General features: G+C 67.5%; 24 protein-coding genes. 10 read left to right on the top strand and 14 right to left on the bottom strand.

The window, feature by feature from the left end:
- Nucleotides 1–62: 62 nt before the first annotated feature.
- Entirely contained in the window at nt 63–962 is a 900-nt protein-coding gene (locus HB681_RS01930; RefSeq protein ID WP_213953051.1) for a 5'-nucleotidase, read from the bottom strand.
- Nucleotides 963–1,101: 139 nt separating this feature from the next.
- Entirely contained in the window at nt 1,102–2,334 is a 1,233-nt protein-coding gene (gene gspF / locus HB681_RS01935; protein WP_213953052.1) for a type II secretion system inner membrane protein GspF, read from the bottom strand.
- Between the two features lie 99 nt (nt 2,335–2,433).
- On the opposite strand from gspF, the gene HB681_RS01940 reads away from it, so the two are divergent.
- Nucleotides 2,434–3,000 (top strand): hypothetical protein, encoded by a 567-nt coding sequence (locus HB681_RS01940; protein WP_213953053.1) that lies wholly within the window; start codon nt 2,434–2,436, stop codon nt 2,998–3,000.
- Nucleotides 3,001–3,182: 182 nt separating this feature from the next.
- Here HB681_RS01940 and HB681_RS01945 read toward each other — a convergent pair whose 3' ends face one another.
- The 10 genes from HB681_RS01945 to gspG all read right to left on the bottom strand — a co-directional run bounded on the left by HB681_RS01945 (nt 3,183) and on the right by gspG (nt 12,756).
- Nucleotides 3,183–4,574, bottom strand: a complete 1,392-nt coding sequence (locus HB681_RS01945; protein WP_213953054.1) for an ATPase, T2SS/T4P/T4SS family — start codon at nt 4,572–4,574, stop codon at nt 3,183–3,185.
- 15 nt (nt 4,575–4,589) lie between these two features.
- Nucleotides 4,590–6,893: a type II secretion system secretin GspD gene (gene gspD / locus HB681_RS01950; protein ID WP_213953055.1), complete on the bottom strand. Its 2,304-nt coding sequence runs from the start codon at nt 6,891–6,893 to the stop codon at nt 4,590–4,592.
- Between the two features lie 7 nt (nt 6,894–6,900).
- Complete coding sequence (gspN, locus tag HB681_RS01955; RefSeq protein ID WP_213953056.1) at nt 6,901–7,701, bottom strand: type II secretion system protein N; 801 nt, start codon at nt 7,699–7,701, stop codon at nt 6,901–6,903.
- Nucleotides 7,702–7,709: 8 nt separating this feature from the next.
- The gene (gene gspM / locus HB681_RS01960) at nt 7,710–8,336 is read right to left on the bottom strand and encodes a type II secretion system protein GspM (RefSeq protein ID WP_213953057.1); all 627 of its coding nucleotides are present in this window, start codon (nt 8,334–8,336) and stop codon (nt 7,710–7,712) included.
- Nucleotides 8,333–9,544 carry a type II secretion system protein GspL gene (gene gspL, locus HB681_RS01965; RefSeq protein WP_213953058.1) on the bottom strand — a complete coding sequence of 404 codons (1,212 nt, stop codon included), beginning with the start codon at nt 9,542–9,544 and terminating at the stop codon, nt 8,333–8,335. Before gspL ends, gspM begins: the two co-directional genes overlap by 4 nt.
- A gap of 129 nt (nt 9,545–9,673) precedes the next feature.
- The gene (gene gspK, locus HB681_RS01970) at nt 9,674–10,804 is read right to left on the bottom strand and encodes a type II secretion system minor pseudopilin GspK (RefSeq protein WP_213953059.1); all 1,131 of its coding nucleotides are present in this window, start codon (nt 10,802–10,804) and stop codon (nt 9,674–9,676) included.
- On the bottom strand, nt 10,801–11,451 hold the full coding sequence (locus tag HB681_RS01975) for a prepilin-type N-terminal cleavage/methylation domain-containing protein (protein WP_213953060.1): 651 nt from the start codon (nt 11,449–11,451) through the stop codon (nt 10,801–10,803). Before HB681_RS01975 ends, gspK begins: the two co-directional genes overlap by 4 nt.
- Nucleotides 11,452–11,466: 15 nt before the next feature.
- Nucleotides 11,467–11,868, bottom strand: a complete 402-nt coding sequence (gspI, locus tag HB681_RS01980; protein WP_213953061.1) for a type II secretion system minor pseudopilin GspI — start codon at nt 11,866–11,868, stop codon at nt 11,467–11,469.
- A complete protein-coding gene (locus HB681_RS01985; RefSeq protein ID WP_213953062.1) occupies nt 11,865–12,341 on the bottom strand; it encodes a prepilin-type N-terminal cleavage/methylation domain-containing protein in 477 nt (158 codons plus the stop codon). The genes gspI and HB681_RS01985 overlap by 4 nt, the downstream gene beginning before the upstream one ends.
- Nucleotides 12,316–12,756, bottom strand: a complete 441-nt coding sequence (gspG, locus tag HB681_RS01990) for a type II secretion system major pseudopilin GspG (RefSeq protein ID WP_213953063.1) — start codon at nt 12,754–12,756, stop codon at nt 12,316–12,318. The genes HB681_RS01985 and gspG overlap by 26 nt, the downstream gene beginning before the upstream one ends.
- Nucleotides 12,757–12,804: 48 nt before the next feature.
- On the opposite strand from gspG, the gene HB681_RS01995 reads away from it, so the two are divergent.
- Nucleotides 12,805–13,398, top strand: coding sequence for a type II secretion system protein N (locus tag HB681_RS01995; RefSeq protein ID WP_213953064.1), 594 nt, complete (start codon nt 12,805–12,807; stop codon nt 13,396–13,398).
- A 49-nt stretch (nt 13,399–13,447) separates the two neighbouring features.
- On the opposite strand, the gene ilvA is transcribed toward HB681_RS01995, so the two are convergent.
- Nucleotides 13,448–14,992: a threonine ammonia-lyase, biosynthetic gene (gene ilvA, locus HB681_RS02000; RefSeq protein WP_213953065.1), complete on the bottom strand. Its 1,545-nt coding sequence runs from the start codon at nt 14,990–14,992 to the stop codon at nt 13,448–13,450.
- A 265-nt stretch (nt 14,993–15,257) separates the two neighbouring features.
- Between ilvA and HB681_RS02005 the strand changes: the two genes are divergently transcribed.
- Nucleotides 15,258–15,707, top strand: coding sequence for an OsmC family protein (locus tag HB681_RS02005; RefSeq protein ID WP_213953066.1), 450 nt, complete (start codon nt 15,258–15,260; stop codon nt 15,705–15,707).
- 132 nt (nt 15,708–15,839) lie between these two features.
- Here the strand turns inward: HB681_RS02005 and coq7 are convergent, their stop codons facing one another.
- On the bottom strand, nt 15,840–16,469 hold the full coding sequence (gene coq7, locus HB681_RS02010) for a 2-polyprenyl-3-methyl-6-methoxy-1,4-benzoquinone monooxygenase (RefSeq protein ID WP_213953067.1): 630 nt from the start codon (nt 16,467–16,469) through the stop codon (nt 15,840–15,842).
- 285 nt (nt 16,470–16,754) lie between these two features.
- Between coq7 and HB681_RS02015 the strand changes: the two genes are divergently transcribed.
- From HB681_RS02015 to HB681_RS02045, 7 genes are all read left to right on the top strand, one after another.
- On the top strand, nt 16,755–18,050 hold the full coding sequence (locus HB681_RS02015; protein WP_213953306.1) for a porin: 1,296 nt from the start codon (nt 16,755–16,757) through the stop codon (nt 18,048–18,050).
- A gap of 137 nt (nt 18,051–18,187) precedes the next feature.
- A complete protein-coding gene (locus HB681_RS02020) occupies nt 18,188–19,168 on the top strand; it encodes an ABC transporter permease (RefSeq protein WP_213953068.1) in 981 nt (326 codons plus the stop codon).
- Nucleotides 19,168–20,421 (top strand): M20 aminoacylase family protein, encoded by a 1,254-nt coding sequence (locus HB681_RS02025; protein ID WP_213953069.1) that lies wholly within the window; start codon nt 19,168–19,170, stop codon nt 20,419–20,421. Before HB681_RS02020 ends, HB681_RS02025 begins: the two co-directional genes overlap by 1 nt.
- Before the next feature lie 90 nt (nt 20,422–20,511).
- Entirely contained in the window at nt 20,512–22,095 is a 1,584-nt protein-coding gene (locus HB681_RS02030; RefSeq protein ID WP_213953070.1) for an ABC transporter substrate-binding protein, read from the top strand.
- A gap of 159 nt (nt 22,096–22,254) precedes the next feature.
- Nucleotides 22,255–23,166, top strand: a complete 912-nt coding sequence (locus HB681_RS02035) for an ABC transporter permease (protein ID WP_213953071.1) — start codon at nt 22,255–22,257, stop codon at nt 23,164–23,166.
- Nucleotides 23,163–24,161, top strand: a complete 999-nt coding sequence (locus tag HB681_RS02040) for an ABC transporter ATP-binding protein (protein ID WP_256734787.1) — start codon at nt 23,163–23,165, stop codon at nt 24,159–24,161. The genes HB681_RS02035 and HB681_RS02040 overlap by 4 nt, the downstream gene beginning before the upstream one ends.
- 109 nt (nt 24,162–24,270) lie before the next feature.
- Nucleotides 24,271–25,311 (top strand): oligopeptide/dipeptide ABC transporter ATP-binding protein, encoded by a 1,041-nt coding sequence (locus HB681_RS02045; protein WP_213953072.1) that lies wholly within the window; start codon nt 24,271–24,273, stop codon nt 25,309–25,311.
- The last annotated feature ends 86 nt before the right edge of the window (nt 25,312–25,397 follow it).

A 25,397-nucleotide genomic window follows, 5' to 3' on the forward strand; every position in this document is an offset into this window, starting at 1 on the left:
TGGGTGGTGCAGCCGCATCGTCGGTCCGGCCCGCCCGAATGGTCGGTTCGCCGGTCACTGCGCTACTGCGGATTGCTGATCCCGCTGGCCACATGTCCCGAAGGCACATGCCGCGCTGCCGAGTTGACATGTCCCGTCTGGTCATCGAAGAAGAAGTCCGGCTCGAACTCGCGCAGGAACTCGCCCTTGGGCAGTCCGCCGAGGAACATCGCTTCGTCGACCTTGATGTTCCAGTTCATCAGGGTGCGAATCGCGCGCTCGTGGGCTGGTGCGCTGCGGGCCGTGACCAGTGCGGTCCGGATGCGCATGTTCGCGTTGCCCGCCTTCTGCAGCCGGTGCAGCGCGGCCAGCAGCGGCTTGAACGGGCCGCCCGGCAGCGGCAAGGTGGCCTTGCTCAATTCGTGGGCCTGGAACGCGTCCAGCCCTTCGCTCTGGAACACGCGTTCCGCCTCGTCGCTGAACAGCACGGCGTCGCCGTCGAAGGCGATGCGCACTTCATTCGGCCATGCATCGCTGGCCTTCACCGACTCGACCAGCACCCGCGCTGCCGGAAAGCCCGCGCCCAAGGCCTCGCGCACATCCCCCGCATTCACCGACAGGAACAGGTGCGCTCCCAGTGGCCGCAGGTAGCCGTACGGTGGCCGGCCTTGCGTGAACACGCCGCGCTGCAACTTGATGCCGGCCGCACCGCCGGAACGGAACACGCGCATGCCCGACACCGGATCGTTGCGCGACAGGATCACCACCTCCACGCGCTCGGTGCCGTCGTCGTTGAAGCGCAGCAGCTTCTGCACCAGCGAGTACGCGATGCCCGGTTGCGCCGGCACGTCGAGCCGCTCGAACTGCAGCCGCATGTAGCCCTCGGAATCGCCGGACTCGAACAGCCGGTTTTCTTCCTCCAGGTTGAACAGCGCGCGCGACGAAATCGCCACGACCAGTTTGTCGCCTAGGCTGGCTGGCATGGAGCCTCCCATTCGCCCGACGACTTCTCGGGCTTGTTCAAGCGAACGCCGCGGAACCGGCTTCGCCGGGCCGCTGGCATTGCCCTCGGACGGGGGGGAGAGCCGCGACACGCAGTGCGCGACGACCTGGGGGCGAGCTTCATTTGACGAATTGGTTGAGCTGGATGATCGGCATCAGCACCGCCAGCACGATCAGCATCACCACCGCGCCCATCGCCACGATCAGCAGCGGCTCCAGGATCGTCGCCAGGTGCATCGCGCGGCGCTGCACGTCGGCGCCGAGCTGGTTGGCGGCGCGCTGCAGCATCTGCGGCAACTGGCCGGTCTGTTCGCCGAGCCGCGCGAACATCGGCACGATGCCGGGAAAGCGCTTCTTCTGCGCCAGCGCCGAGGCCAGCGGCGCGCCCTCGCGCACCAGCACCAGCGCATCGAGCGCATCGGCGCGCATGGCGTGGTTGCCGAGCGTTTCCGCCGCCGCCTGCAAGGCGCGCAGGATCGGCACGCCCGCCATCGCCAGCATCGCCAGCGTGCTGGCAAAGCGCGCCGCGTTGTAGCCGCGCGAGAGCTTGCCGACCAGCGGCAGCTTCAACCAGGCGGCGTCGAACTTGAGCCGCATGTCAGGCTGGGCCAGTGCGATACGGGCACCGATGACGATGAGCACGATCGCGATCAACATCACCCAGCCGTAGTCGCGCACGAACGCGCTGATGGCCAGCATGGCCGAGGTCAGAATCGGCAGCGCGCGCTTGGTGCCTGCGAACACATTGGCCACCTGCGGCACCACGTAGGTCACGAGGAAGATCACGATCACGATGGCCACCAGCGTCACGATGGCGGGATAGAGCGCCGCGCCCACCAGCTTCTGCTGCAAGGCCTGGCGTTGCTCCAGGTCGTCGGCCAGGCGTTCGAGCACCATGCCCAGGTTGCCGGTCTGCTCGCCGGCGCTGATCACCGACGAATAGATCAGCGAGAACTCGCGCGGGTGGCGGGCCAGCGCGCGCCCGAAGGACGAGCCCGCATTCACCTCGGCCCGCAGCGAGGCGTTGAGGTTGCGCTCCGGCTCGGTCTCCGATTCCTCGGTCAATGCGGTGAGCGCGCGTTCCAGCGTGAGGCCGGACGACACCAGCCCGGCCAGTTGCCGCGTCCACACGGCGAGGCCGCTGGCGCTGAACACCCGCGCACCGCCGAACCAGCGTTGAAAGCCGCCGGGGCTGGACGAACCGGCGCTCTGGCTGGCCACCGAGGTGACCTCGATCGGGATCAGCTTCTGTGCGCGAAGCAGCCCGCGCGCCGCGCGCGCGGTGTCGGCCTCCAGGACGCCCTTGCGGGACTGCCCCTGAGGGTCTATGGCTTCGAAGGAATAGGCGGGCATGTTCGTAATCGGCAAAATGCGCGAAGCCGCATTGTCGATGCTTGGCACACCCAACGCTCCCGCATGCGCCCCGCCACCGCGACTCAAGGAGTTATTGTCATGTTGCTTCGATCCATCGCCGGCGCCGCCCTGCTGGGCGCTCTCTCGTTGGGCGCGCATGCCCAGGAGACTTTCGACGGATACCTCTGTTGCAATTTGAGAACCGACGGCAGCTGGATGAGCGACGCCAACTACGCCGAGAGCGGCAAACGCATCGTTCCGGCCGGCACGCCCGTCCGCGTGACCGGCTACGGTCGCCAGCGCGTGCTCGTCGAAGTCAACGGCGGCAAGCAGGCCATCGGCAACGACTACAGCCGCGACCTCGACCTGGGCGCCTTTGCGAGGCGCTGGGTGGTCGCAGAAGACCCGTCCCGCAAGATCGCCGGCTACTCGCCGAAGATCCGCGAAGCCATCAAGTCCGCGCGCATCACCAAGGGCATGACGCGCGAGCAGGTCGCGATGGCCGTGGGCTGGCCGATCAGCAGCGAGAACCCCAACCTCGACGTTCCGATCTGGCGCATGTGGATCAGCAGTTTCGGCGGGTACACGGTGAACTTCGACAAGGCCGGCAGGGTGACCGGCGTGGAGACGGATCCGCAGACCAGGGTTCTTGTCTACGTGGATTGATCGGATGCGCCGGATGCGCTGCGAAAACGGACATCCGGCCGCGAAGGACGCGAAGGTTCCGCGAAGGAAATTCCAAGAAGACTTCTTGATTCTTCTTTTGTCTTCTTTCGCGTCCTTCGCGTAACCTTCGCGTAACCTTCGCGTCCTCTGCGTACGGTATCCGCTCCCGAATTCGGCGGCCCTCAGTCCCGCGTCACCCGCAACAGCTCCGCGCGTGACGTGATCCCCGCCTGCACCAGCCGTTCCCCGTCTTCGCGCATCGAGCGCAAGCCGGCCTTCTCGGCGGCCACGAACAACTGGCTTTCCGCCGCACGGTTGTGGATCAGCGACTGCACGACCTCGTCGGCCACCAGCAGTTCGAAGATGCCGGTGCGTCCCTGGTAGCCGGTCTGGCCGCAGGCGTCGCAGCCGGTGCCGCTGCACACCGGGCACACCTTGCGCACCAGCCGCTGGGCCAGCACCCCGAGCAGCGATGAACTCAGCAGGAAGGGTTCCACGCCCATGTCGGTGAGCCGCGTCACCGCGCTCACCGAATCGTTGGTGTGCAGCGTCGCCAGCACCAGGTGGCCGGTGAGGGAGGCCTGGATGGCGATCTGCGCGGTCTCGAAGTCGCGGATCTCGCCGATCATGATCACGTCCGGGTCCTGCCGCAGGATGGCGCGCAGGGCCTTCGCGAAGGTCAGGTCGATCTTCGCGTTGACCTGCGTCTGGCCCACGCCGCCCAGCTCGTATTCGATCGGATCTTCCACAGTCATGATGTTGCTGCGCGCCGCGTCCAGCCGGCCCAGGGCCGCATACAGCGTGGTGGTCTTGCCCGAGCCGGTGGGCCCGGTCACCAGGATGATCCCGTGCGGCTGGCCGATCAGGTTCTCGAAGCGCGACAGCGTGTCGCCCTGCATGCCGACCGCTTCAAGCGTGAGCTTGCTTTCGGACTTATCCAGCAGCCGCAGCACCGCGCGCTCGCCGTGCGCCGATGGCAGCGTCGACACCCGCACGTCGACCGCGCGCGTGCCGATGCGCAAGCTGATGCGCCCGTCCTGCGGCAGGCGCTTCTCGGCGATGTCCAGGTCGGCCATGATCTTCAGCCGCGAGATCAGCGCCGCATGCAGCGCGCGGTTGGGCTGCACCACCTCGCGCAGCGTGCCGTCGATGCGGAAGCGCACCGAGGACGTGCGCTCGTACGGCTCGATGTGGATGTCGCTGGCGCCGTCGCGCGCGGCCTGCGTCAGCAGCGCGTTCAGCATGCGGATGATGGGCGCGTCGCCGGCGTTCTCCAGCAGGTCTTCCACGGCCGGAAGCTCCTGCATCATGCGCGCCAGGTCGGCATCGCCCTGCACTTCGCTGACCACCGAAGCCGCGCTCGATTCGCCCATCGCATAGGCCGCGCTGATGCGCTGCGCCAGTTCGTGCGGCGCGAGCGGCTCGAAGGCCGTCACGGCGTACTTGCGCACCACCTCGCTGAGCGCGCTGCGCGGCGGGTCCTGCGGCATCCACAGCGTGGCGTTGCCGTCGTCGCTTTGCTCCAGCAACAGCTGCTGGCTGCGTGCGAATGCGTAGGGGAGGGGGTAGCGCATGCGGGAACTCGCTTGCTAGGGCAACTCGCGCGCCGAAGCCGGGTCGCCCGTGGGCGGCAGCGCGCCTCTCAACGGGCCGCTGTCCAGGCGGCGGCCGTCGTAGTAGGGCGCCATCGGCGGCGGCACGAGCCGCGTGCCTTCGATGCGCTGGTTCGGCGAGACCTGGGGCGTTGGCGACGTCGAATTCAGCGGCGGGACGATGGCCGACTGGTCAACCGACTTCATCGTAAAGCTGGGTTCGGGCTGGTTGCTCAGCTGCAGCGAGCGGATGGTGTTGTAGCGGTCGGCGGAGAACGCGTCGGTGGCGGCGGCATCGCGCATCACCGTGGGGCGCAGGAAGACCATCAGGTTGGTCTTGTTGCGGCTGCGCTTCTCGCTCTTGAACAGGCTGCCGAGGATCGGGATGTCGCCAGCCAGCGGCACCTTGTCGGTGTTGGTGGAATAGTCGTCCTGCAGCATGCCGCCGAGCATGACGATGCTGCCGTCTTCCACCAGCACGCTCGACTCGATGCTGCGCTTGTTGGTGGTCGGGCCGTTGATCGCGGTCTCCGTGCCGGCCGCGACGCTCGACACCTCCTGGAAGATCGTCATCCTGACCGTGCCGTTCTCGTTGATCGTGGGCCGCACGCGCATCGTCAGGCCCACGTCCTTGCGCTCGACGGTGGTGAACGGGTTGACGGTCGAGGTGTTGCCGTTGGTGCTGGCGTAGGAACCGGTCGGGAAGGGCACGTTCTGGCCGACCACGATCTTGGCTTCCTCGTTGTCCAGCGTCAGCAGGTTGGGCGTGGACAGCACATTGCCCGCGCCGTCGCTGGCCAGGAAGCTCGCGATGAAACCCAGGATGTACTGGCCCGCCGTCATGTGCGCGACGCCGACATTGAGGCCGGCGCTCAGCGTGCTCAAGGCCGCGACGGGTGCGCTGCCGGCGAGCGCCGCGGACAGCGCCAGGATGTTGGCGCCCGTCACGGTGGAATTGGTGCCGATCAGGCCGACGTTGGTGTCGCCCTTCTGGCCCAGCGCGCTTTGCCACTGCACGCCGAACTGGGCCGCCCTGGTCGCGTTGACCTCGACGATCAGCGCTTCGATCATGACCTGCGCCCGCCGTCCGTCGAGCCGGTCGACCACCGCGCGGATCTGCCGGTACTGCGGTTCGCTGGCCGTGATGATCAGCGAGTTGGTGGCCGGGTCGGCCTGGATCTGACCGCCCGTGGAAGGCTGGTTGGAATTGTTCAGCGGCGTGGTGGCCGGTGTCGCGCCCTGCTGGAGGCCGGCCTGGTTCGCCGACGGATTGAGCGCGGCGGCGCCTGCGCCGGTGAGTCCGCCGCTGCCGCCGCGCGCATCGCTCGCGAGGGCGGCGCGCAAGGTGGTCGCGAGCTTCACGGCATCGGCGTTCTTCAGGTAGATCACGTAGATGTTGCCGGCCGCGCCATTGGTGGTGTCGATCGGCGCGCGGTCGAGCCGGTCCACCAGCGTGCGAACCAGTTGCGCACGCGCCGGGTTGGCTGCCCGCAGGATCAGCGAATTGCTGCGCGGCTCCGCGATCAGCGTGGTGCGGAAGGCCGTATCCGCCGTGCCGGGCGCCACGCCAGGGGCGCCGCCCGGGCCCGTTGCGCCGCCGCCATCGATGAGACGCTGCACCAGCGGCACCAGGTCGGTCGCCACCGAATACTTGAGCGGGATGACCTCGATGTCGGACGCGTTCGGCACGTCCAGCGCCGCGATGATGCGGCCGAGCCGGCGCATGTTGTCGGCATAGTCGGTGATCACCAGCGAGTTGTTGCCGGTGTTCACGTTGATCGTGTTGTTCGGCGGGATCAGGGGCCGCAGCACCGGCAGCAGGTTGTTCGGCGATTCGTAGTTGAGGCGGAACACCTGCGTCACGATCGAGCTGCTGCCGGCGCGCGCCGTGGCGCCGGTCGAGGTGGTCACGTTGCTGGCCAGCAGCTTGGCATCCGCTTCCGGCACGACCTTGTAGAGGCCCTCGGTCTCGACCACCGAAAAGCCCTGCAGCCGCAGCGCAGCGGCGAACTGGTTGAAAGCGGTGGCGGGCGCGATGGCGCGATCGGTCTGCAGTGTGATGGTGCCCTTCACGCGGGGGTCCACCACCACGTCGCGCCCGGTCACCACGGCCATCGTGCGGGCCACCGATTCGATATCGGCATTGGTGAAGTTCAGCGTGATCGGCTCGCCGCGGCGGGGCGCGTCGGGGTTCAGCGGCTGTTGCTGCGCGAACGCGGCCGGCATGCAGGTGGCGAACAGCAGATGCGCGGTGAGCGCCACGATGCCGATGCGAACGCCGTGTGAAAACGGGTGCTTCATGGTTGGATCAACCCAGTGTAATGAGCGAGCGCGCGCCATCGCGCCGCCCGATGATGTTCAGGAGATTGGAGAGCGCGTCCTCGCGTCCGGGCGCGGCACGGGCTTCACCGTCGAAGCGCAGCGCGCGGCCATTCCATTGGCCGCTGCCGCTCAGTTCCAGGCTGCCTTCCTGCGTGGCGAGCAGCAGCGTGGGCTGCGTGCCGCCCTCCATCGTCAGGCGGTAGCTGCCCAGCGGCTTGAGCGTCGAGAGGGCTGTCGAGATGTCCATGGCGTTGAGTGCGGCGCGCCCGCTCAAGGCGAGCTGGGGGCCGCTCCAGCGCATCGAGAAGGCCTGCGTGGAGATGTCGAGCATGCCCTCGGGCTTGAGCGAGTTCCACGGGGCGCCGAGGCCGGTCAGCATGGCGGCCGGCCAGCGCGACTGGCCGTCGCGCCAAGCGAGTTCCAGGCCGTCGGCATGCGGCAGGGCGTCGAATTCCAGCGGCCTGGCCGCGCAGCAAGGCACCGTGAGGGCGACCTGCACGCCATTCCAGGCAGGACGCAGGCGCCAATCGACCGTGCCCGGCAACGACACCGGCTGGGCGCCGCCCGGGCCGCTCGCGAACACCATGCCGGCCGTGCCGTTCCAGACCGTGCCCTGCGCGTTCACCAGCAGCAGCCGGCCATGGGTGGCCTCGCGCAGCCCCTGCGCCAGCCACCGTGCCGGCGCAAAGGCCGCCAGCGCGACCCCTCCGCCCAGCAATGCGCCAAGCACGGCCCAGCGCCAACCGGAGGCGGGGCGCGAGGAGAGGGCGTTGGCGCGGACGATCATCGGCGGCTTCAGCGCGAGGCGGCGGGCAGGGACATGACCAGCGTGCCGTCCCAGCGCGGGCGACCCTCGTCGGCGGCGCCGGCCGCGGCGGCGCTGTTGCCTGCGCCGGACTTCGTGCCAGGCTGCAGCGGGCCGCCGGGCGTCGTCGGCAGGCCGGGCGTCGCCGACGCCGAGGATGTGGCGGAAGCGCCGCCCGCGCTTGCGGCGCGTGTCAGGTGCGCCTCGCGCGGCACCGCGCGCGCATTGTTCCGGGCCTGCGCCAGCCATTGCGCCAAGGCATCGGCCGGCGCGGCGCGCATCATCACATTGGCCGCGTCGCCGGCATTGACGACCTGGGCGCTGGCCCCGAGCGACTGGCGCACCGAGCTCTCCAGCGCCCGCAGGGATTCGTCGCGGTTGGCACGCGGTTGCGACTGCAGCGCCTTGGCCTGCGCCTGCAGCGTGCTCATGCGCTGCAATTGGGCGTCGAGCCGCTTGTGCTCCTCGCGCGCTGCCGACAACGTGTTCAAGGCCGGTGCCAGCGCCACCCACCACACCAGCGCCAGCAGCACCAGCGTCACGGCAGCCGTCACCAGCCGGCGCTCGCGCGTTTCCATTTCGGCCCAGCGCGCCTGCATGACTTCGCGGAACTTCATCGCCTCGCCTCCGCCTGCACCAGCAGCAAGTCGCCTTCGCCGCGCGCCGTGTAGCCGCGCGAGGCCATCGTGTTGGTCAATGCGCCGACCTCCGTGGCCGAGAGATTGAGACCGCGCAACCGCAACTGGCCGGCGTTGTAGTCGAGCGCGGTCGGCACCCGGCCCGGCGGCAGGCTGGCGCCGAGGGCGGCCAGCATCGGTTCCAGGTCGAGCGAGGCCACGCCGCCGGTGGCCTGCTGCAGCGCCGCCACCTCGCTCGCCATCTGGAGCGGTGCATCGAGCACCACCTTCACCGAGGGAAAGGTCTGCACCAGGATCGCGTTGATGCCGGCGCGCTTGGCTTCCAGCGCGTTGCGCTCCTTCCAGGCCCAGGCATTGAGGCCGACCAGTTGCGCCAGCACCAGCACCACGGCACCCCATCGGGCGGCGCGCCACTGGGGCGCATGGCGCAGCGCATTCAGCCATGCGCCGAATTTCTTGCCGGCGCGGGCACGGCCGCTGCTGGCCAGGTCGAACTGGGCCAGGTCCCAGGGCGTGCGGGCGGCCTGCAGCCAGCGCTCGGGCGTCTGCGCGATCGGCAGGCGCTGGCCCAGCAACGCTTCCGCCTGCGCCGCGACGGCGGGCTCCGCGCTGGCCACCGCGGTGTCGAGCGGGGCGCTGCCGACCAGCGCCAGGCTGGCGGCGTTGAGCGGCAGCGTGGCCACGCCGTTGGCGTCGCAGACCGTGAGCTGCGCGGACTCGGGCTCGCCGGTGGCGAACAGCATGGCTGGCGAGTCGGCGGGCTGGGGTGCAAATTCCGGGACGATGCGCGTCACGCGCCGGCCGGCGGATTCGAGCGCCTGCACCGCGGCCCGCAGGCCGATGCGCTGGCTGGCTGCGACCCAGACCGTTGCGCCAGGCTTGGCGCCGGGTGCCAGTGCGAAGTGCAAGGACTCGGGCTCGTCCAGCAGGTGCTCTTCGAGCAGGCCGTCCAGCACGGAACGCAGCCGCGCTGCGCCGCCCAGGTTGCCTGGCGGCAAGGCCACGGCGTGCCACGACAGCGCGGCGCCCGGCACCAGCAGGGTGACGTCGTTGCCGGCGGGCAACAGCGCCAGCGGCGCGCTGCCGTGCGAAAGCAGCGTACGCCCGTCATCGGCCGCCAGCGCCCAGCCATGGTCGGCGCCGCCATGGGCGCGCGACAACGGTGGACAAACGATCAATTCAGGCATGGGCGATCCGGGAAAAGGGGGGCCATTGTAGAAGGCGCCCGCCCAACGCTATTTTTTTGATAGCGCGGGTTGCAGGCAGGACGGGCACTTCACAAAAGCATCAAAAGATAGACCCCGTCCGACCGCGGATCAACGTGGGGCGGCAGTCTGCGTTGCGCCTGCGCCACGCTCGCGCCACAGCACGGTGACCTTGATGCCGTCGCGCCGCAGCAGCGAGTTTTCCTCGACAAAGGTGTTGTCGAGCCGCAACTTGCCTTCGACCTCGAAGTAGTTGGTGGAGACGCTGTGACGTTGCGCGTTGAACGCCATGGCTTGGTCGCGCAGCACGCTGTCCGTGTCCGGGAGCTGGCTGAAGAACTTGAGCGTGCGCCGCGCCACCACTTGCTTGGCGGCAGCCATGTCCATGCCGGGCACGCTGGCGTAGATGGCCTCGGCGCTGGCGGTGTTGATGTTGAGCGGCGTGCCCGCCGGCAGCACGGTGACGTAGGGCTGCAGCGCGGCCACCGTCTGCGGCGAAAGGCCGAACCAGACCAGTTGCGAGGTGTGAATCGGCATCAGCGGAACGCTGGGCGCCTGCGCATCGTCGCCTGCCGACGTGCTGGTGGTCACCGTGGTGGTCGTGGTCGGGGTAGCAGCCGCTGGCGTCGTGGCCGTGTCGGTTGCCGCACCGGCAGCCGCCGCGGTCGGCGCCGTGGTGGTGACCGTCGTGATCCCGGTCATCGCGCGCTGCACGCCGTTGGCGAGCAGGTCCACCTCGCCGACCGGCAAAGCGAGCAGGGAGAACAGTTTCTTGAAGGAAGCCACCGCCGCGGCGTCAGGCTTGTTGCCGCTCACCAGGTTCATCACGTTGAGCTTCGATTGGGCGTCGACGATGCGGCCCGACAGCAATGCATCGGGCAGGCCCTCGAGCGAGGCGCTCGAGACGTTCTTCTCGGCAGAAAGGAAGCTCGACAGCCGGGCCTCCTCCAGCGGAATGGCCCACGGCTCGCCCAGGTGGTCCGGCCCGCCGGCGTTGCCGTCCGCCCGCAGGATCAGGCGCGCCCAATCGAGCGCGCCGATCAGCACCCAGGCCGACTGCACGCGCGCGCGCTCGGCCTGCTCCACCTCGACCGCCCGCCATTGCTGCCACAGGGCGGCCGCGGCGAGGGTGGCCACCAGCGTCACGGTCAGCATTGCGGCCAGCAACGCCGCGCCGGCCTGGCGCGTCTTCGAGGCTGCGGATGGCCGGCTCAAGCGCGGGGAGGCGTTGCGCGGCGTCATGTCTTCGGAATACTCGAGGAGGGCCGCACCCAGTCGCGCGACAGCAGGCCGGTCAGCGCCGGGCCGGGCGGCAGGTTCAGCACCAGCCGCACGCCGTCGGGCAGGGCATTGGCGCTGGCGAGCGTGGCGGCGCCGACGGCTGGGCTCCAGGTGTCGTTGCGGAAATAGTAGAGCTGCCAGCTGTCCACCGGCATCAGGCTCACGTCGAGGCCGCGCGCGGCGGAGTCGGCCGCGTCGCCCTGCGCCCAGGCGGCGGCGCTGGCCCAGGCGGCCTGCCATTCGTCACGTCGCGTCAACGGAGCCGATTGCCAGCGGCTCCAGTAGCTGCCGTCGGCCTGGGTGCGCAGGGTCCAGGCAACCACGTAGATCACCGGCCGCAGGTCGTCGACGCCGCGCCGCGTGATCCGCAACAGCCGGCCGTCCCAGTCGATGGTGCTGGTGCCATCCAGCCGGGTGATTCCGTCGAGGTCGGCGCTCCATTGCGACAGCGTGGTCTGCAGCGTCAGCACGGCATCGCCGCGGGCGCGGTTGTGCTCCTGCGCGCTCGCCATGCTCTCGATGCCGCGCCAGCTCATCAGCGCCAGCATCGCCATGACGGCGACGGCCACCATGAGCTCGATCAGCGTGAAGCCGCGTTGCCGGTTCATGAAGAACCCTTCATCCTAGTACCTGCCGACCACGGTCGACACGCGCAGCACCGGCGCATCCTCCGCGTCGCGCACCTGCACATCGACGCGGCGGAAGTCGGGATTCAGCGTGGCTGTGGTCGATACGCCTACGTTGAAATTGTTGCCGGCCTGCGTGCACACCGATGCACTGTCGCCCACCGCCGGCATCGCGCGCGCCAGCCGGACCTTGGCCAGTTCGTTCTCGGCGCAGATCTGGGCCAGCATCGCGTCGGACTGGCGCTGGGCGTTGCGGGTCAGCGCGCTGGTGGCCTGCGACCCGGCCATCAGGGCGATCGCGACGATGCCGAGTGCGACCAGCACCTCGATCAGCGTGAATCCGCGAACGGCTCGCCGGACTGCGGCGCGAGCGCCGTTAGACGGCCGGGCGGCGCTCATGGCGAAACCACTGCAAACGGCCGCAATCCATCGGTCGCGATTCGAAGACTGCGCGCGGGCGGACCCTCGGTCGTCAACACCACCTGCTGCGCCGCGATGATCGGATCGGGCCCGAGCAGCAGCGCCGGCGTGGTCCGCCCGTCGGCGGTGGCGGGTTGCGCGGCGACCCCGTTCTCGAGCCAGGTGCCCGGCAGCGCATTGGGCGGGAGGCCATCGAAGGTAAAGCCTTCAGCGGTCGTGCGCCAGCGCACGGTTGCGCCGCTGGCGCGCGACTGGGCACGCGCGGCGTCCAGCAGCACTGCCAGGCGTTCGCCTTCGCGTTCGAGGGAGGTCTGGCCGCTGTCGCGTATCGCAAAACCAAGGCCAGCCGTGGCAATCGCGATGATGGTGATCACCACCATCAACTCGAGCAGCGTGAAGCCACTCGCGTGGCGGGGGCTGCCGGGCCTACTGCCAGCTGCCGATGTCGGCATTGTTGCCTTCGCCACCCGGCTGGCCGTCCGCACCGAACGAGAACACGTCGATCTCGCCCTTGATGCCGGGGTTCAGGTACTGGTAGGGCTTGCCCCAGGGGTCGTTGGGCAGCTTGTCGATGTTGGGCTTCCAGTTGGGCGCGGCGGGGCCGGTGGTGGGCGGCACGACGAGCGCCTGCAGGCCCTGCTCCGCGGTGGGATAGCGCTGGTTGTCGAGGCGGTAGCGCTTGAGCGCCTGCATCAGGTTGGCGATGTCGGTGCGGGCGCTCTGCACGCGGGCTTCGTCGACACGGCCGATGACGTTGGGCACGATCAGGGCGGCCAGCACGCCGATGATGACCAGCACGACCATCAGTTCGATGAGGGTGAAGCCGCGTTGCAGGGAGGCACGCAGTGGGCGGGGCGAAGGTGTCATGGGGAAGTCGGGCTTGGTTCGTGCGGCGCTGCATGATAATCCGCCCACATGTCGGTCCCGTCCACGCTCCAGGCCCCTTTTGCCACTTCTTCGCGCTGGCCTGTGGCCCTCGCCACGCTGCTCGTGTGGGGGGTGGCCGCCGCGAGCCTCGTGTTCTGGGGCTTGCGCCTCGCAGCCCCGGCCGATTCCGCCCCGCCGCCGGCGGTGGCCAGTGCGCCGGTGACGGTCGATCCGACTTCGGTCGCGCGCTTCCTTGGCGCGGTCAACACCCCTGTGGCCGCCGCGGCCACGCCCGATGCGGCAAGCCGTTTCGTGCTGCAAGGCGTGATTGCCGATACCGATGGCCAGGGCGCCGCCCTGATCGCCGTCGACGGCAAGCCGGCGCGCCCATTCCGTGTGGGCGCCAGCATCGGCGACAGCTACGTATTGCAGTCGGTCGGTGCGCGCGCGGCATCGCTGGGCGCTGTCGCGCGGGGGCCGGTCGCCTTCACGCTGAAGCTGCCCGATCGCCCGATGGCCATCCCCGGCGTCGCCGGCCCGGCGAGCCCGGCGGCCAGCAGTCCCGGCGGCTTCGGCAGCCCGGGCGGTCCTGGCAGTCCCGGCAGCCCTGCCACTTTCGGCGGCCCCGCCCGCGGGCCCTGAGCCCGATCAGGCATCACGCCGCCGATCCCAAGGGCGGCGTGCCTGACGTCTATGCCTTCAGGAACAACTGGTAGACCGGGTTCGCCGTCTCCTCGACGTACGGATAACCCAGGGTCTGCAGGAATCCATCGAAGGCCGCGTGGTCGGCCGTCGGCACCTGCACGCCGACCAGGATGCGACCGTAGTCGGCGCCCTGGTTGCGGTAGTGGAAGAGGCTGATGTTCCAGTTCGGCCGCATCAGGTTCAGGAACTTCAGCAGCGCGCCGGGACGCTCCGGAAAGACGAAGCGGAGCAGCCGCTCGTCATGCGCCAGCCCTGTGCGACCGCCCACCATGTGGCGGATGTGTTCCTTGGCCAACTCGTCATGCGTCAGGTCGAGCGCGCCGAAGCCGTGTTCGACGAAGGTGTTGGCTATCGTCGTCGACTCGCCGCGCGTCGAGGTGGTGAGGCCGACGAAGACATGGGCTTCGGCCGTGTCGCTGATGCGGTAGTTGAACTCGGTCACGTTGCGCGAAGCGCCCGGCAATTCGCCGACCAGTTCGCAGAAGCGGCGGAAGCTGCCGCGCTCCTCGGGGATGGTCACCGCGAACAGCGCCTCGCGCTCCTCGCCGACTTCGGCGCGCTCTGCGACGAAGCGCAACCGGTCGAAGTTCATGTTGGCGCCGCAGAGGATCGCCGCGTAGGTCTCGCCGCGCGTGCCGTGTTGCTCCACGTATTGCTTGATCGCGGCCACTGCGAGCGCTCCAGCCGGCTCGACGATGCTGCGGGTGTCGACGAAGATGTCCTTGATGCCGGCGCACACGGCATCGGTGTCGACGGTGATGAACTCGTCGACCAGTTCGCGCGCGATGCGGAAGGTTTCCTCGCCGACCAGCTTCACGGCGGTGCCGTCGGAGAACAGGCCGACATCGGGCAGCGTGACGCGTTCCTTCGCGCTCACCGACTGCATCATGGCGTCGGAGTCGTTCATCTGCACGCCGATCACCTTGATCTCGGGCCGCACGGCCTTGATGTAGTTGGCCACGCCGGAGATCAATCCGCCGCCGCCGATGGCGACGAAGACCGCGTCGAGCCTGCCTTGGTGTTGCCGCAGGATTTCCATGGCGATCGTGCCTTGGCCGGCGATCACGTCAGGATCGTCGAAGGGGTGTACGAAGGTGAGGCCTTGTGCGGCCTGAAGTTCGAGCGCGTGTCCGTAGGCGTCGGAATAGCTTTCGCCGAAGAGGGCGACCTCGCCGCCGAGCGCGCGCACGGCGTCGACCTTGAGCTGCGGCGTGGTCACCGGCATCACGATCACGGCGCGCGTGCCGAGCGTGCGCGCACTGAGCGCGACGCCCTGCGCATGGTTGCCGGCTGAGGCGCAGATGACGCCCTTGCCCAGTTGCTCTGCGCTCAGGTGCGCCATCTTGTTGTACGCGCCGCGCAGCTTGAAGCTGAACACGGCCTGCTGGTCCTCGCGCTTGAGCAGCACCGTGTTGCCCAGGCGCAGGCCCAGCGCGCGCGCCGGTTCCAGCGCGGATTCCACGGCCACGTCATAGACGCGCGCGGTGAGGATTTTCTTGAGGTAGTCGGCGGGGGTGAGCGGGCTGGGCATAGGGCCGCGATCATAGGACGCGGCGGGCGGGCCTTCCCTGGCGCAGTGCGCAGCGCATAAAAAAGCCCCGAGTCTTGCGACTCGGGGCTAAATCCACCAATTGGGAGGGTGGAGGAGACAACCGGTGCACAACCATTGGTTGCGCGATGAAATAAAGTATATCGATTGTTTGCTGCAACGCAACACGCAATAGTGTTTTTCCCCACACAAACTGGCGATCCCGTGGATTTTTGCGCGGTCGCCTTCAATCGGAGTAAGTCTTTCGATGGAATGCACAGTGAGTTGGACCGGCGCGGCCGGAACGCGGTCGCCCATGGGCTTTGTCGCGGAGACGGGCAGCGGTCACGTCCTGACCATGGATGGCGCCCCGGACGAAGCCAAGCCGGAGAACGGCGGCCGCAACCAGGCGCCGCGGCCGATGGAGACCTTGCTGGCCGGAACCGGCGGCTGCACCGCCTATGACGTGGTGCTGATCCTCAAGCGCGGCCGCCACAAGGTCGACCGCTGCAGCGTCAAGCTCACCAGCGAGCGGGCTGAAAAGGACCCCAAGGTCTTCACGAAGATCCACATGCACTTCGCGGTGGCCGGCAAGGGCATCCCGGAGGCCGCCGTGGCCCGCGCCATCGCGCTGAGCCACGACACCTATTGCTCCGCCACGGTCATGCTGGGCAAGACCGCCGAGATCACGACGAGCTTCGAACTGCTGGAAAGCTGAAGAAGGTGTGAATCGCGCCGGCCGTTTCATACGACTTTGCAATCAAGCGCAGAACAAGGCGCAGCCCCGCAGACAGTGCTGTAGTAAGGCAAGGCGATCCAACGCGGTTATGCGTTTGATCGCGGAGTCGCATCAGATGCGGTGCGCGACGGTCGTCATGACACGGGCGGCCAGCCGCATTGCCGCGCGTGCAGGCGCCGGCAGCTCGCGCGCACCGGCGCTGCGTGCCTGCGCGCCGTGACGCGCCTCGTCGTCCTTCATCTGCGCCACGACCGCACGCGACGCGGAATCGGCGGCGGGAATGCGGTCGAGGTGACCGTCCAGATGCGCCTCGACCTGGCGCTCCGTCTCGGCCACGAAGCCCAGGCTCAGGGCATCGCCGAGCCGCCCGGCCACCAGCCCCAAGCCGAACGCGCCGGCATACCAGAGCGGATTCAGCAGCGACGCGCGGGCGCCGAGCTCGTCCAGGCGCTGCTGCGTCCAGGCCAGATGGTCGGTTTCCTCGTGCGCCGCTTCCAGGAGCTGTTCACGCAGGGCCGGATCGCGCGCGACGGCCGCCTGCGCGGTGTAGAGCGCCTGCGCGCAGATTTCGCCGACATGGTTGACGCGCATCAATGCACCCATCTCGCGGCGCTCGGCGGCGGTCAAATTACCCGGCGGGGTGGCGGGTGGCGGCGCTTGCCGTGTTGCCCGGGGGCGGGTGAACAGCGTGCGCAGAGCCGCATCCGCCGCGGTCAGGAGAGGGTCAAGTGAACGGGTCATGGCGCCATTGGAACGCAACTGGCCAGCCGCCGATGGCAGGCATTCCATCGTTTCACATCGTGAATTGGGCGGCGCCCTGCGGCTTTGTTGCACTGGTGCAACGAAACGCCGAACCCTTCCGCGATTTAGGCCGAATTCTTTTGCCCTGATGCGGCGCGTCTGGTGCAATAGCGACAACTTCCCAAAAGGAGGTTGGCCCGGGGTCCGGTGGGAGCACAGAAAAGTGCCCAGTCACGGTGAGCCCTCTGCACCGGAGCCCTATGTTTAACCTTGGAGAAACTTGCAATGAAAAAATCCCTAGTTGCTCTGGCTGCCCTGGCTGTTGCTGGCGTTGCCTCGGCTCAGTCGTCTGTCACGTTGTTCGGCGTGGTTGACGCGTCAGTCAGCTACTACCAAACGACCAGCAAATTCGTCGGCTTTGCCGGTACCCCGGTGCTGAACGCGATCGGCACTGGTGACCTGAAGCAAAGCCAATGGGGCCTGCAAAACTCGGGTTACAACTCGAGCCGTCTCGGCTTCCGTGGCACGGAAGACCTCGGCGGTGGCTTGGCTGCAAGCTTCTGGCTCGAAGCGCCCATCACCAACGACGACGGCGCTACTGGCGTTTCGACCTTCGCACGTCGCTCGACCGTGAGCCTGTCGGGTGGTTTCGGTGAACTGCGTCTTGGCCGCGACTACACGCCCACGTTCTGGAACGACACCGTGTTCGATCCGTTCGGCACCAACGGCGTCGGCACCAACCTGATCTTCTCGATGAACGCTGGCCCGCGTACGCTGGTTGCCAACCCCGCCGGCGGTCCCGCCATCAACCGCGGCCTGTTCTCGAACACCAACTACATTCGCGCCAGCAACTCGGTCGGCTACTTCCTGCCGCCGAACCTGGGTGGCTTCTACGGTCAAGTCCAGTACGCCTTCAACGAAGCCATCAAGTACGATCCGGGCACCACGACCCCGAACGTGCTGAACAGCCAACGCGCTGGCCGTTATGTCGGTGGCCGTTTCGGTTACGCGAACGGCGGCCTGGACATTGCTGCTGCCTACGGCGAAAGCACGACCGGCGACGACTTCTACGCTGGCTCGACCACCACGGTCAAGATCGCCAACCTCGGCGCTTCGTATGACTTCGGCGTCGTCAAGCTGTTCGGTGAAATCTCGCGCACCAAGAACGACATCGACGTTGACAGCTTCGTGCCGGTCTTCGGCACGGGCTCGTTCAAGGGTGACGGCTACCTGCTCGGCGCTACCGTGCCGGTCGGTCCTGGCCTGATCCGTCTGTCCTACTCGGCGGTCAAGCTGAACTACACCTCGACCCCGACGTTGCCTACGATCGGCTTGGGCACGCTCACGGATGATCCGAAGGCTGACAAGTTTGCCATCGGCTACGTGCACAACCTGTCGAAGCGCACGGCTCTGTACGCGACGGCAGCGTTCATCAAGAACAAGAACGGCCTGAACCTGAACGCCAACAGCAGCTTCACCGCTGGTCCGCAGTTCACGAACACGTTCCTGCTGACCCCCAACGGTGGTTACCAAGCTGACAAGGCCTACGGCTACGACTTCGGTATCCGTCACGCTTTCTGATCTGACGCTGGCTTCCGCCAGTTGAAGTTGAAAGACTCGAAAAGCCACTCGATGAAAGTCGAGTGGCTTTTTTCATGGTTAGTCCCCTCGCGGGCACGCGGATTGCTCTGCTATCGTTAGTAACAAATAGTTTCTCGATGCTTGTTTTCGTACTGCGCCGCCTTATCCAGGCCGTGATCGTGATGGTCGCGGTGGCTTTCATCGCGTTCCTGCTCTTCCAGTACGTGGGGGATCCGGTTGTCTTCCTCTTGGGCCAGGACGCCAAGCCCGAACAGATCCGCCAGCTGCGCATCGACTTGGGGCTCGACCAGCCCTTCGTCGTGCAGTTCTGGCATTTCATCGTCAACGCGGCGCAGGGTGAGTTCGGCCTGAGCCTGCGCCAGGGCGCCAAGGTCTCGCGCCTGATCGGCGAGCGCCTGCCGGCGACGCTGGAACTGACGGTGGTGGCGGCCCTGCTGGCGCTTGCCGTGGGCCTGCCCATGGGCGTGTATGCGGCCCTGCGGCGCGGCTCCGTGGGCAGCCAGACTGTGATGGCGCTGTCGCTGCTGGGCGTGTCCCTGCCGACCTTTCTCATCGGCATCCTGCTGATCCTGGTGTTCTCTGTCTGGCTGGGCTGGCTGCCGAGTTTTGGACGCGGCGAGGTGGTCAAGCTGGGCTGGTGGAGCAGCGGCCTGTTCACGCGGGACGGCTGGAGCCACCTGGTGTTGCCGACCGTGACGCTGGCGATCTTCCAACTCACGCTGATCATGCGGCTGGTGCGCTCCGAGATGCTGGAGGTGCTGCGCACCGACTACATCAAGTTCGCCCGCGCGCGCGGCCTGTCGGATCGCGCCATCCATTTCGGGCATGCCTTGCGCAACACGATGGTGCCGGTGATCACCATCACGGGGCTTCAATTGGGCTCGCTGATTGCGTTCGCGATCATTACCGAGAAGGTCTTCCAATGGCCCGGCATGGGCCTCCTGTTCATCGAGGCGGTGACCTTCGCCGACATCCCGATCATGTCGGCCTATCTCTGCCTCATCGCATTGATTTTCGTGACGATCAATCTCGTGGTGGACCTGCTGTATTTCGCGGTCGATCCGAGGCTGCGGGTTTCCACGACAGGGGGGCATTGATGGGTCCGGTACGTTGGCAGGTGGCGGGAAGGGCGTTTGCGCACATCGCGCGTTTCCATCCGGAGATCACGGCGTTGCGCCGCGACCTGCATGCGCATCCGGAACTGGGCTTCGAGGAGGTCTATACCGCGGCGCGGGTGCAGGAGTCGTTACGCGCCTGCGGGGTCGACGAGATCCACGCCGGCATCGGCAAGACCGGCCTGGTCGGCGTGATCCGAGGCCGCTCCACGGCCAGCCGCCGCATGATCGGCCTGCGCGCCGACATGGATGCATTGCCCATGTGCGAGGACAACGGCTTCGATTGGCGTTCGGCGAAGAAGGGCCTGATGCACGGCTGCGGCCATGACGGTCACACGGCCATGCTGGTGGGCGCCGCGCGCTATCTGGCGGAGACGCGCAATTTCGACGGCACGGCAGTGCTCATCTTCCAGCCCGGCGAGGAAGGCTTTGCCGGCGCCCGGGTGATGATCGAGGACGGACTGTTCGATCGCTTTCCGGTGGAGTCGGTGTTCGCCATGCACAACTGGCCCGGCATGCAGCCGGGCACGATCGGCCTGAACCATGGGGCGATGATGGCAGCGGCCGACCGCATCACGATCGAGGTGACGGGCAGAGGCGGCCATGGCGCACATGCCTACCAGACCATCGATCCGGTGCTGGTGTCGGCCCACATCATCACGGCGGTGCAGAGCATCGTCTCGCGCAACGTGCGGCCGATCGATGCGGCGGTGATCAGCATCTGCGCAGTACAGGCCGGCGACCTTGGCGCGATGAGCGTGGTGCCGGGCAAGGCCACGCTGGTGGGCACGGTGCGCACCTTCAGCGACGCGGTGCAGGAGCAGGTCGAGCAGCGGCTGGCGGAGTTGTGCGGCGCCGTGGCCACGGGCTTTGGCGCGAGCGCCACGGTGCGCTTCGAGCGGATCTATCCCGCGACCATCAACACGCCCACAGAGGCGCTGTTTGCCGGCGACGTGGCGCAGGGGCTGGTGGGCGCACGCAACGTCGAGCGCAACATGGAGCCGAGCATGGGCGCCGAGGACTTCTCCTTCATGCTGCAGAAGAAGCCGGGCGCCTACCTGCGCATCGGCCAGGGCGTGAAGGACGGCGCGTTCCTGCACAACAGCCGCTATGACTTCAACGACGAGATCCTGCCGCTCGGCGCGGCGATGCACGCGAGCCTGGTCGAGCAGGGCATGCCCTTGCAGCTTGCCGCCGCGCCCAAGGTAAACGCCAAGGCCCGCGCCTTGCAATAGCCCGCATCATCGGGCTGCCGTGCACCGGCCGCGAGATTGCCCCGCCACTCATCTGAGTATCTGTTCCAACCCATCGAGGAGTGTCTTTCCATGAGTTTCAAGTCCAAAGTGCTGACGGCCGCTGTCCTGGCGACGCTGGGCGCGACGAGTCTGCTGGCCAATGCACAGACGATCCGCATTGCCAACCAGGGCGACGCACTCTCGCTCGACCCGCACTCGCTGAACGAGTCGCTGCAGCTCAGCACCGATGCGAATGCCTATGAGCCGCTCGTCGGGCGCAACAAGGACCTGAGCCTGGCGCCCTTGCTGGCCACGAGCTGGAAGCAGAGCACGCCTACCGTCTGGACCTTCGAACTGCGCAAGAACGTCAAGTTTCACGATGGCACGCCCTTCACCGCCGACGACGTGGTGTTCAGTTTTGCGCGCGCGGCCGGCGACGGTTCGGACGTGAAGACCAACACCTCCGACATCAAGGAGGTGCGCAAGGTCAACGACTTCGTCATCGAAATCGAGACCAAGGGCCCGTTCCCGATCCTGCCGGACGTGATCTCGCAGCTCATGATCCTGAGCAAGAAATGGTGCGAGGAGAACAAGGCGACGATGCCGGTGGACCGGCGCAAAGGCATCGAGAACACGGCCTCGTTCAAGGCCAACGGCACCGGCCCGTTCCGCGTGCGCGAGCGCCAGCCGAACGTGCGCACGGTGTTCACGCGCAACCCGACCTACTGGGGCAAGATCGAAGGCAATGTGCAGGAAGTGATCTTCACGCCGATCTCCAATCCGGCGACGCGCGTGGCGGCCTTGCTCTCCGGCGAGATCGACGTGATGGAGCCGGTGCCGGTGCAGGACATCGAGCGCATCAACAAGAGCGCGAACGCACGCGTGATCAGCGGGCCTGAACTTCGCACCATGTTCCTCGGCATGGACCAGAAGCGCGACGAGTTGCTCTATTCCAGCGTGAAGGGCAAGAACCCATTCAAGGACAAGCGCGTGCGCCAAGCCTTCTACCAGGCGATCGACATCGTGGGCATCCAGAAGACGGTGATGCGCGGCGCATCGCGCCCGACCGGACTGATGGTCGGCCCCGGCATCAACGGCTGGACGGAAGCGCAGGACAAGCGCCTGCCCTATGACGTCGAAGCCGCGAAGAAGCTGCTGGCCGAGGCGGGCTATCCGAACGGCTTCGAAGTGACGATGAACTGTCCGAACGACCGCTACGTGAACGACAGCCAGATCTGCCAGAGCGTGGCGGCCAACCTGGCGAAGATCGGCGTGAAGATCAACCTGGCCGCGGAAACCAAGGGCACCTACTTCCCGAAGGTGCTGCGCCGCGACACCAGCTTCTACATGCTTGGCTGGACGCCGACCACCTACGACGCGCACAACGCATTGAGCGCATTGATGGCCTGCCCGGACGACAAGACCGGCACCGGGCAGTTCAACCTGGGCGCGTACTGCAATCCGAAGGTGGACGACCTGACCAAGAAGATCCAGTCCGAGACCGACAAGGCCAAGCGCGACGCGATGATCAAGGAAGCCTTTGCGCTGCACATCGACGACATCGGCCACCTGCCGCTGCACCAGCAGACGCTGGCCTGGGGCGTGAGCAAGAAGGTGGAGCTGACGCAGATGGCGGACAACTACATGCCGTTCAAGTGGATGAGCGTGAAGTAAGGCTCTCCCCCAGGTCGCTGCGCACTGCGTGCGCGACTCCCACCCCCTCACCGGGGGCGACACCAGAGGCCCGGCAAAGCCGGTTCCTCGGTGTCCCTGGAATGGGAGCGCGTCGCGTCAACCGGGCGTGATCCTTGCGGCGAGTGGTTGATACCAACGATGAAAAAAATACTGTTCCGCTGGCTCGACGGCGATGTGGGCTACAGCTTCCGGCATTCGCCGATGGCGATCGCCGCTGCGGTGGTCGCGTTCGTCTGCGTCTTCTGCGCGGTATTCGCGGGATGGGTGGCGCCGCATGATCCCTACGACCTGGCGACGCTCGAACTCGGCGATGCGCGCCGGCCGCCAGTGTGGATGGAAGAGGGCACGACCAAGTACCTGCTGGGCACCGACGAGCAGGGCCGCGACATCCTGTCGGCCTTGATGTATGGCTCGCGGGTGTCGCTGGTGGTGGGCTTTGTCTCGGTGCTGCTGTCGATGCTTATCGGTGTGACGCTGGGGTTGCTGGCGGGCTTTCGCGGTGGCTGGCTCGATTCGTTCCTGATGCGACTTTGCGATGTAGTGCTGTCCTTCCCTGCCATCCTGGTGGCGCTGCTGATCGCAGGAGTGGGGCGGGCGTTGTTTCCGAACGCGCCCAACTCGGTGGCCTTCGGCGTGTTGATCCTGGCGATCTCGCTGACGAAATGGGTCGACTACGCGCGCACGGTGCGCGGCTCCACGCTGGTGGAACGAAACAAGGAATACGTGCAGGCGGCACGCGTCACCGGCGTGTCGTCGCTGCGCATCATGCGCAAGCACGTGCTGCCCAATGTGCTGGGGCCGGTGTTCGTGATCGCGACCGTGCAGGTCGCGACCGCGATCATCACCGAGGCCACGCTGTCCTTCCTGGGCGTGGGCGTGCCACCCACGTCGCCTTCGCTGGGCACGCTGATCAGCAACGGCAACCAGTTCCTGTTCAGCGGCGAATGGTGGGGCGTCGTGTTTCCCGGCGTGATGCTGGTCTTGATTGCGCTGAGCGTGAACCTGCTGGGCGACTGGCTGCGCGATGCACTGAATCCGAGGTTGGGATGATGAAGGCATCGCATCCGTTGTTGCAGGTGCAGAACCTGGTGGTCGAGTTCCCGGGCCGGCGCGGCACGCTGCGGGCGCTCGACGACATTTCCTTTTCGATCGCGCCCGGGGAGATCCTGGGCGTGGTCGGTGAATCGGGCGCGGGCAAGTCGCTCACCGGTGCGGCGATCATCGGGCTGCTGGAGCCGCCGGGGCGCATCGCCGGCGGACAGGTCCTGCTGCAAGGCGAGCGCATCGACAACCTCGACCATTCGAAGATGCGGCACATCCGCGGCCGGCGCATCGGCGCGATCTTCCAGGACCCGCTGACCTCGCTGAACCCGCTCTACTCGATCGGGCGGCAGCTCACCGAGACCATTCGCACGCACCTGCCCGTGACCGAGGCGGAGGCGCGCAAGCGCGCCATCGGGCTGCTCGAGGACACCGGCATTCCGGGCGCCGCGCAACGCATCGACCACTATCCGCACCAGTTCTCGGGCGGCATGCGGCAGCGCGTGGTGATCGCGCTGGCGCTCGCGGCCGAGCCGATGCTGATCGTGGCGGACGAGCCGACCACGGCGCTCGACGTGTCGATCCAGGCGCAGATCATCACGCTGCTCAAGCGGCTCTGCCATGAGCGCGGCGCCGCCGTGATGCTGATCACGCACGACATGGGCGTGATCGCGGAGACCTGCGACCGCGTGGCGGTGCTGTATGCGGGGCGCGTCGCGGAGATCGGGCCGGTGCACGAGGTGATCCACGCGCCGGCGCATCCCTATACGAGCGGGCTGATGGCGGCGATTCCGGACATGGCGATCGAGCGCGAGCGGCTGAACCAGATCGACGGCGCGATGCCTCGGCTGAACGCCATTCCCGTCGGATGCGCCTACAACCCGCGCTGCCCGCGTGCCTTCGAGCGTTGCACGCGCGAGCGGCCGGATCTCATCGAGGCCGGTGCGACGCGGGCGGCCTGCTGGCTGCATGACGCGACACAGGGCGCGGGAGTGGTCGCATGAGTGCCGCCCGGCCGTTCCGAAGGCGCTCGCACGGCGGTGCGCAGCGCGGAGGTTATCCAATGACCGCCGCGCCGGCAGGCCCCGCAATGCATTTCACCGAGGTCGTGCGATGACTTCCACCGTTGTCGAGCACATCGACCTTGCCGTGCCCCCGGAGAACAAGCCGCTGGTCGTGGCCCATGACATCGCCCGGACATTCGACGTATCCGCCCCGTGGCTCAACCGGGTGATCGAGCGCCAGCCGCGGCTGCTGCTGCATGCGGTCGATGGCGTCAGCTTTGCCATCCCGCGCGGGCGGACACTGGCCCTGGTCGGCGAATCCGGCTGCGGCAAGAGCACCGTGGCGCGCGTGCTGGTGGGGCTCTACAAGCCGAGCCGGGGGCACGTGCACTTCGCGGGCAAGGACGTGCACGAGACCTTTGCGTCGCCGCAGGGCCGGGCGCTGCGCCAGCACATCCAGATGATCTTCCAGGACCCGTATGCGAGCCTGAACCCGCGCTGGAAAGTCGAGGGCATCGTCGGCGAGCCGTTGCTGGAACATGGCCTGGTGACGGAGAAGGGCGCGCTGCGCGACCGCGTGGGCGAGCTGCTGCAATCGGTGGGACTGAGCCCGCACGACATGGTGAAGTACCCGCACCAGTTCTCGGGCGGGCAGCGCCAGCGCATCTCGATCGCGCGGGCGCTGGCCACGGCGCCTGAGTTCCTGGTGTGCGACGAGCCGACCTCCGCGCTCGACGTGAGCGTGCAGGCCCAGGTGCTCAACATCATGAAGGACCTGCAGCGCGAGCGCGGGCTGACCTACCTCTTCATCTCGCACAACCTGGCGGTGGTGCGCCATGTGAGCGACCAGGTGGGCGTGATGTACCTGGGCCGGCTGGTCGAGGTGGCCGACAAGCGCACCCTGTTCGCGACGCCGCGCCATCCGTACACGCGCATGCTGCTCGACGCGATCCCGCAGATGCACGCCACCGGCCGCGCGCGCACGCCGGTGCAGGGCGAGGTGCCGAATCCGCTGTCACCGCCGACCGGCTGCGCCTTCCATCCGCGTTGCCCGCATGCGAATACGCGCTGCTCGGCGGACCGGCCGAAGCTGCAGACCTTCGAGGGGATCCAGGTGGCTTGCCATGCGGTGGAGGAGGGGCGGATCTGAGGCCGTTCCGGGTCGGGATTTGACGGGACGGGACGGACGCAGGAGGAGGGCTGGTTCCAAGGCCCCTTGAATACGGACTTGGCCTT

The organism is Variovorax sp. dw_954 (assembly GCF_018449755.1).
Classification (GTDB): Bacteria; Pseudomonadota; Gammaproteobacteria; order Burkholderiales; family Burkholderiaceae_C; genus Variovorax.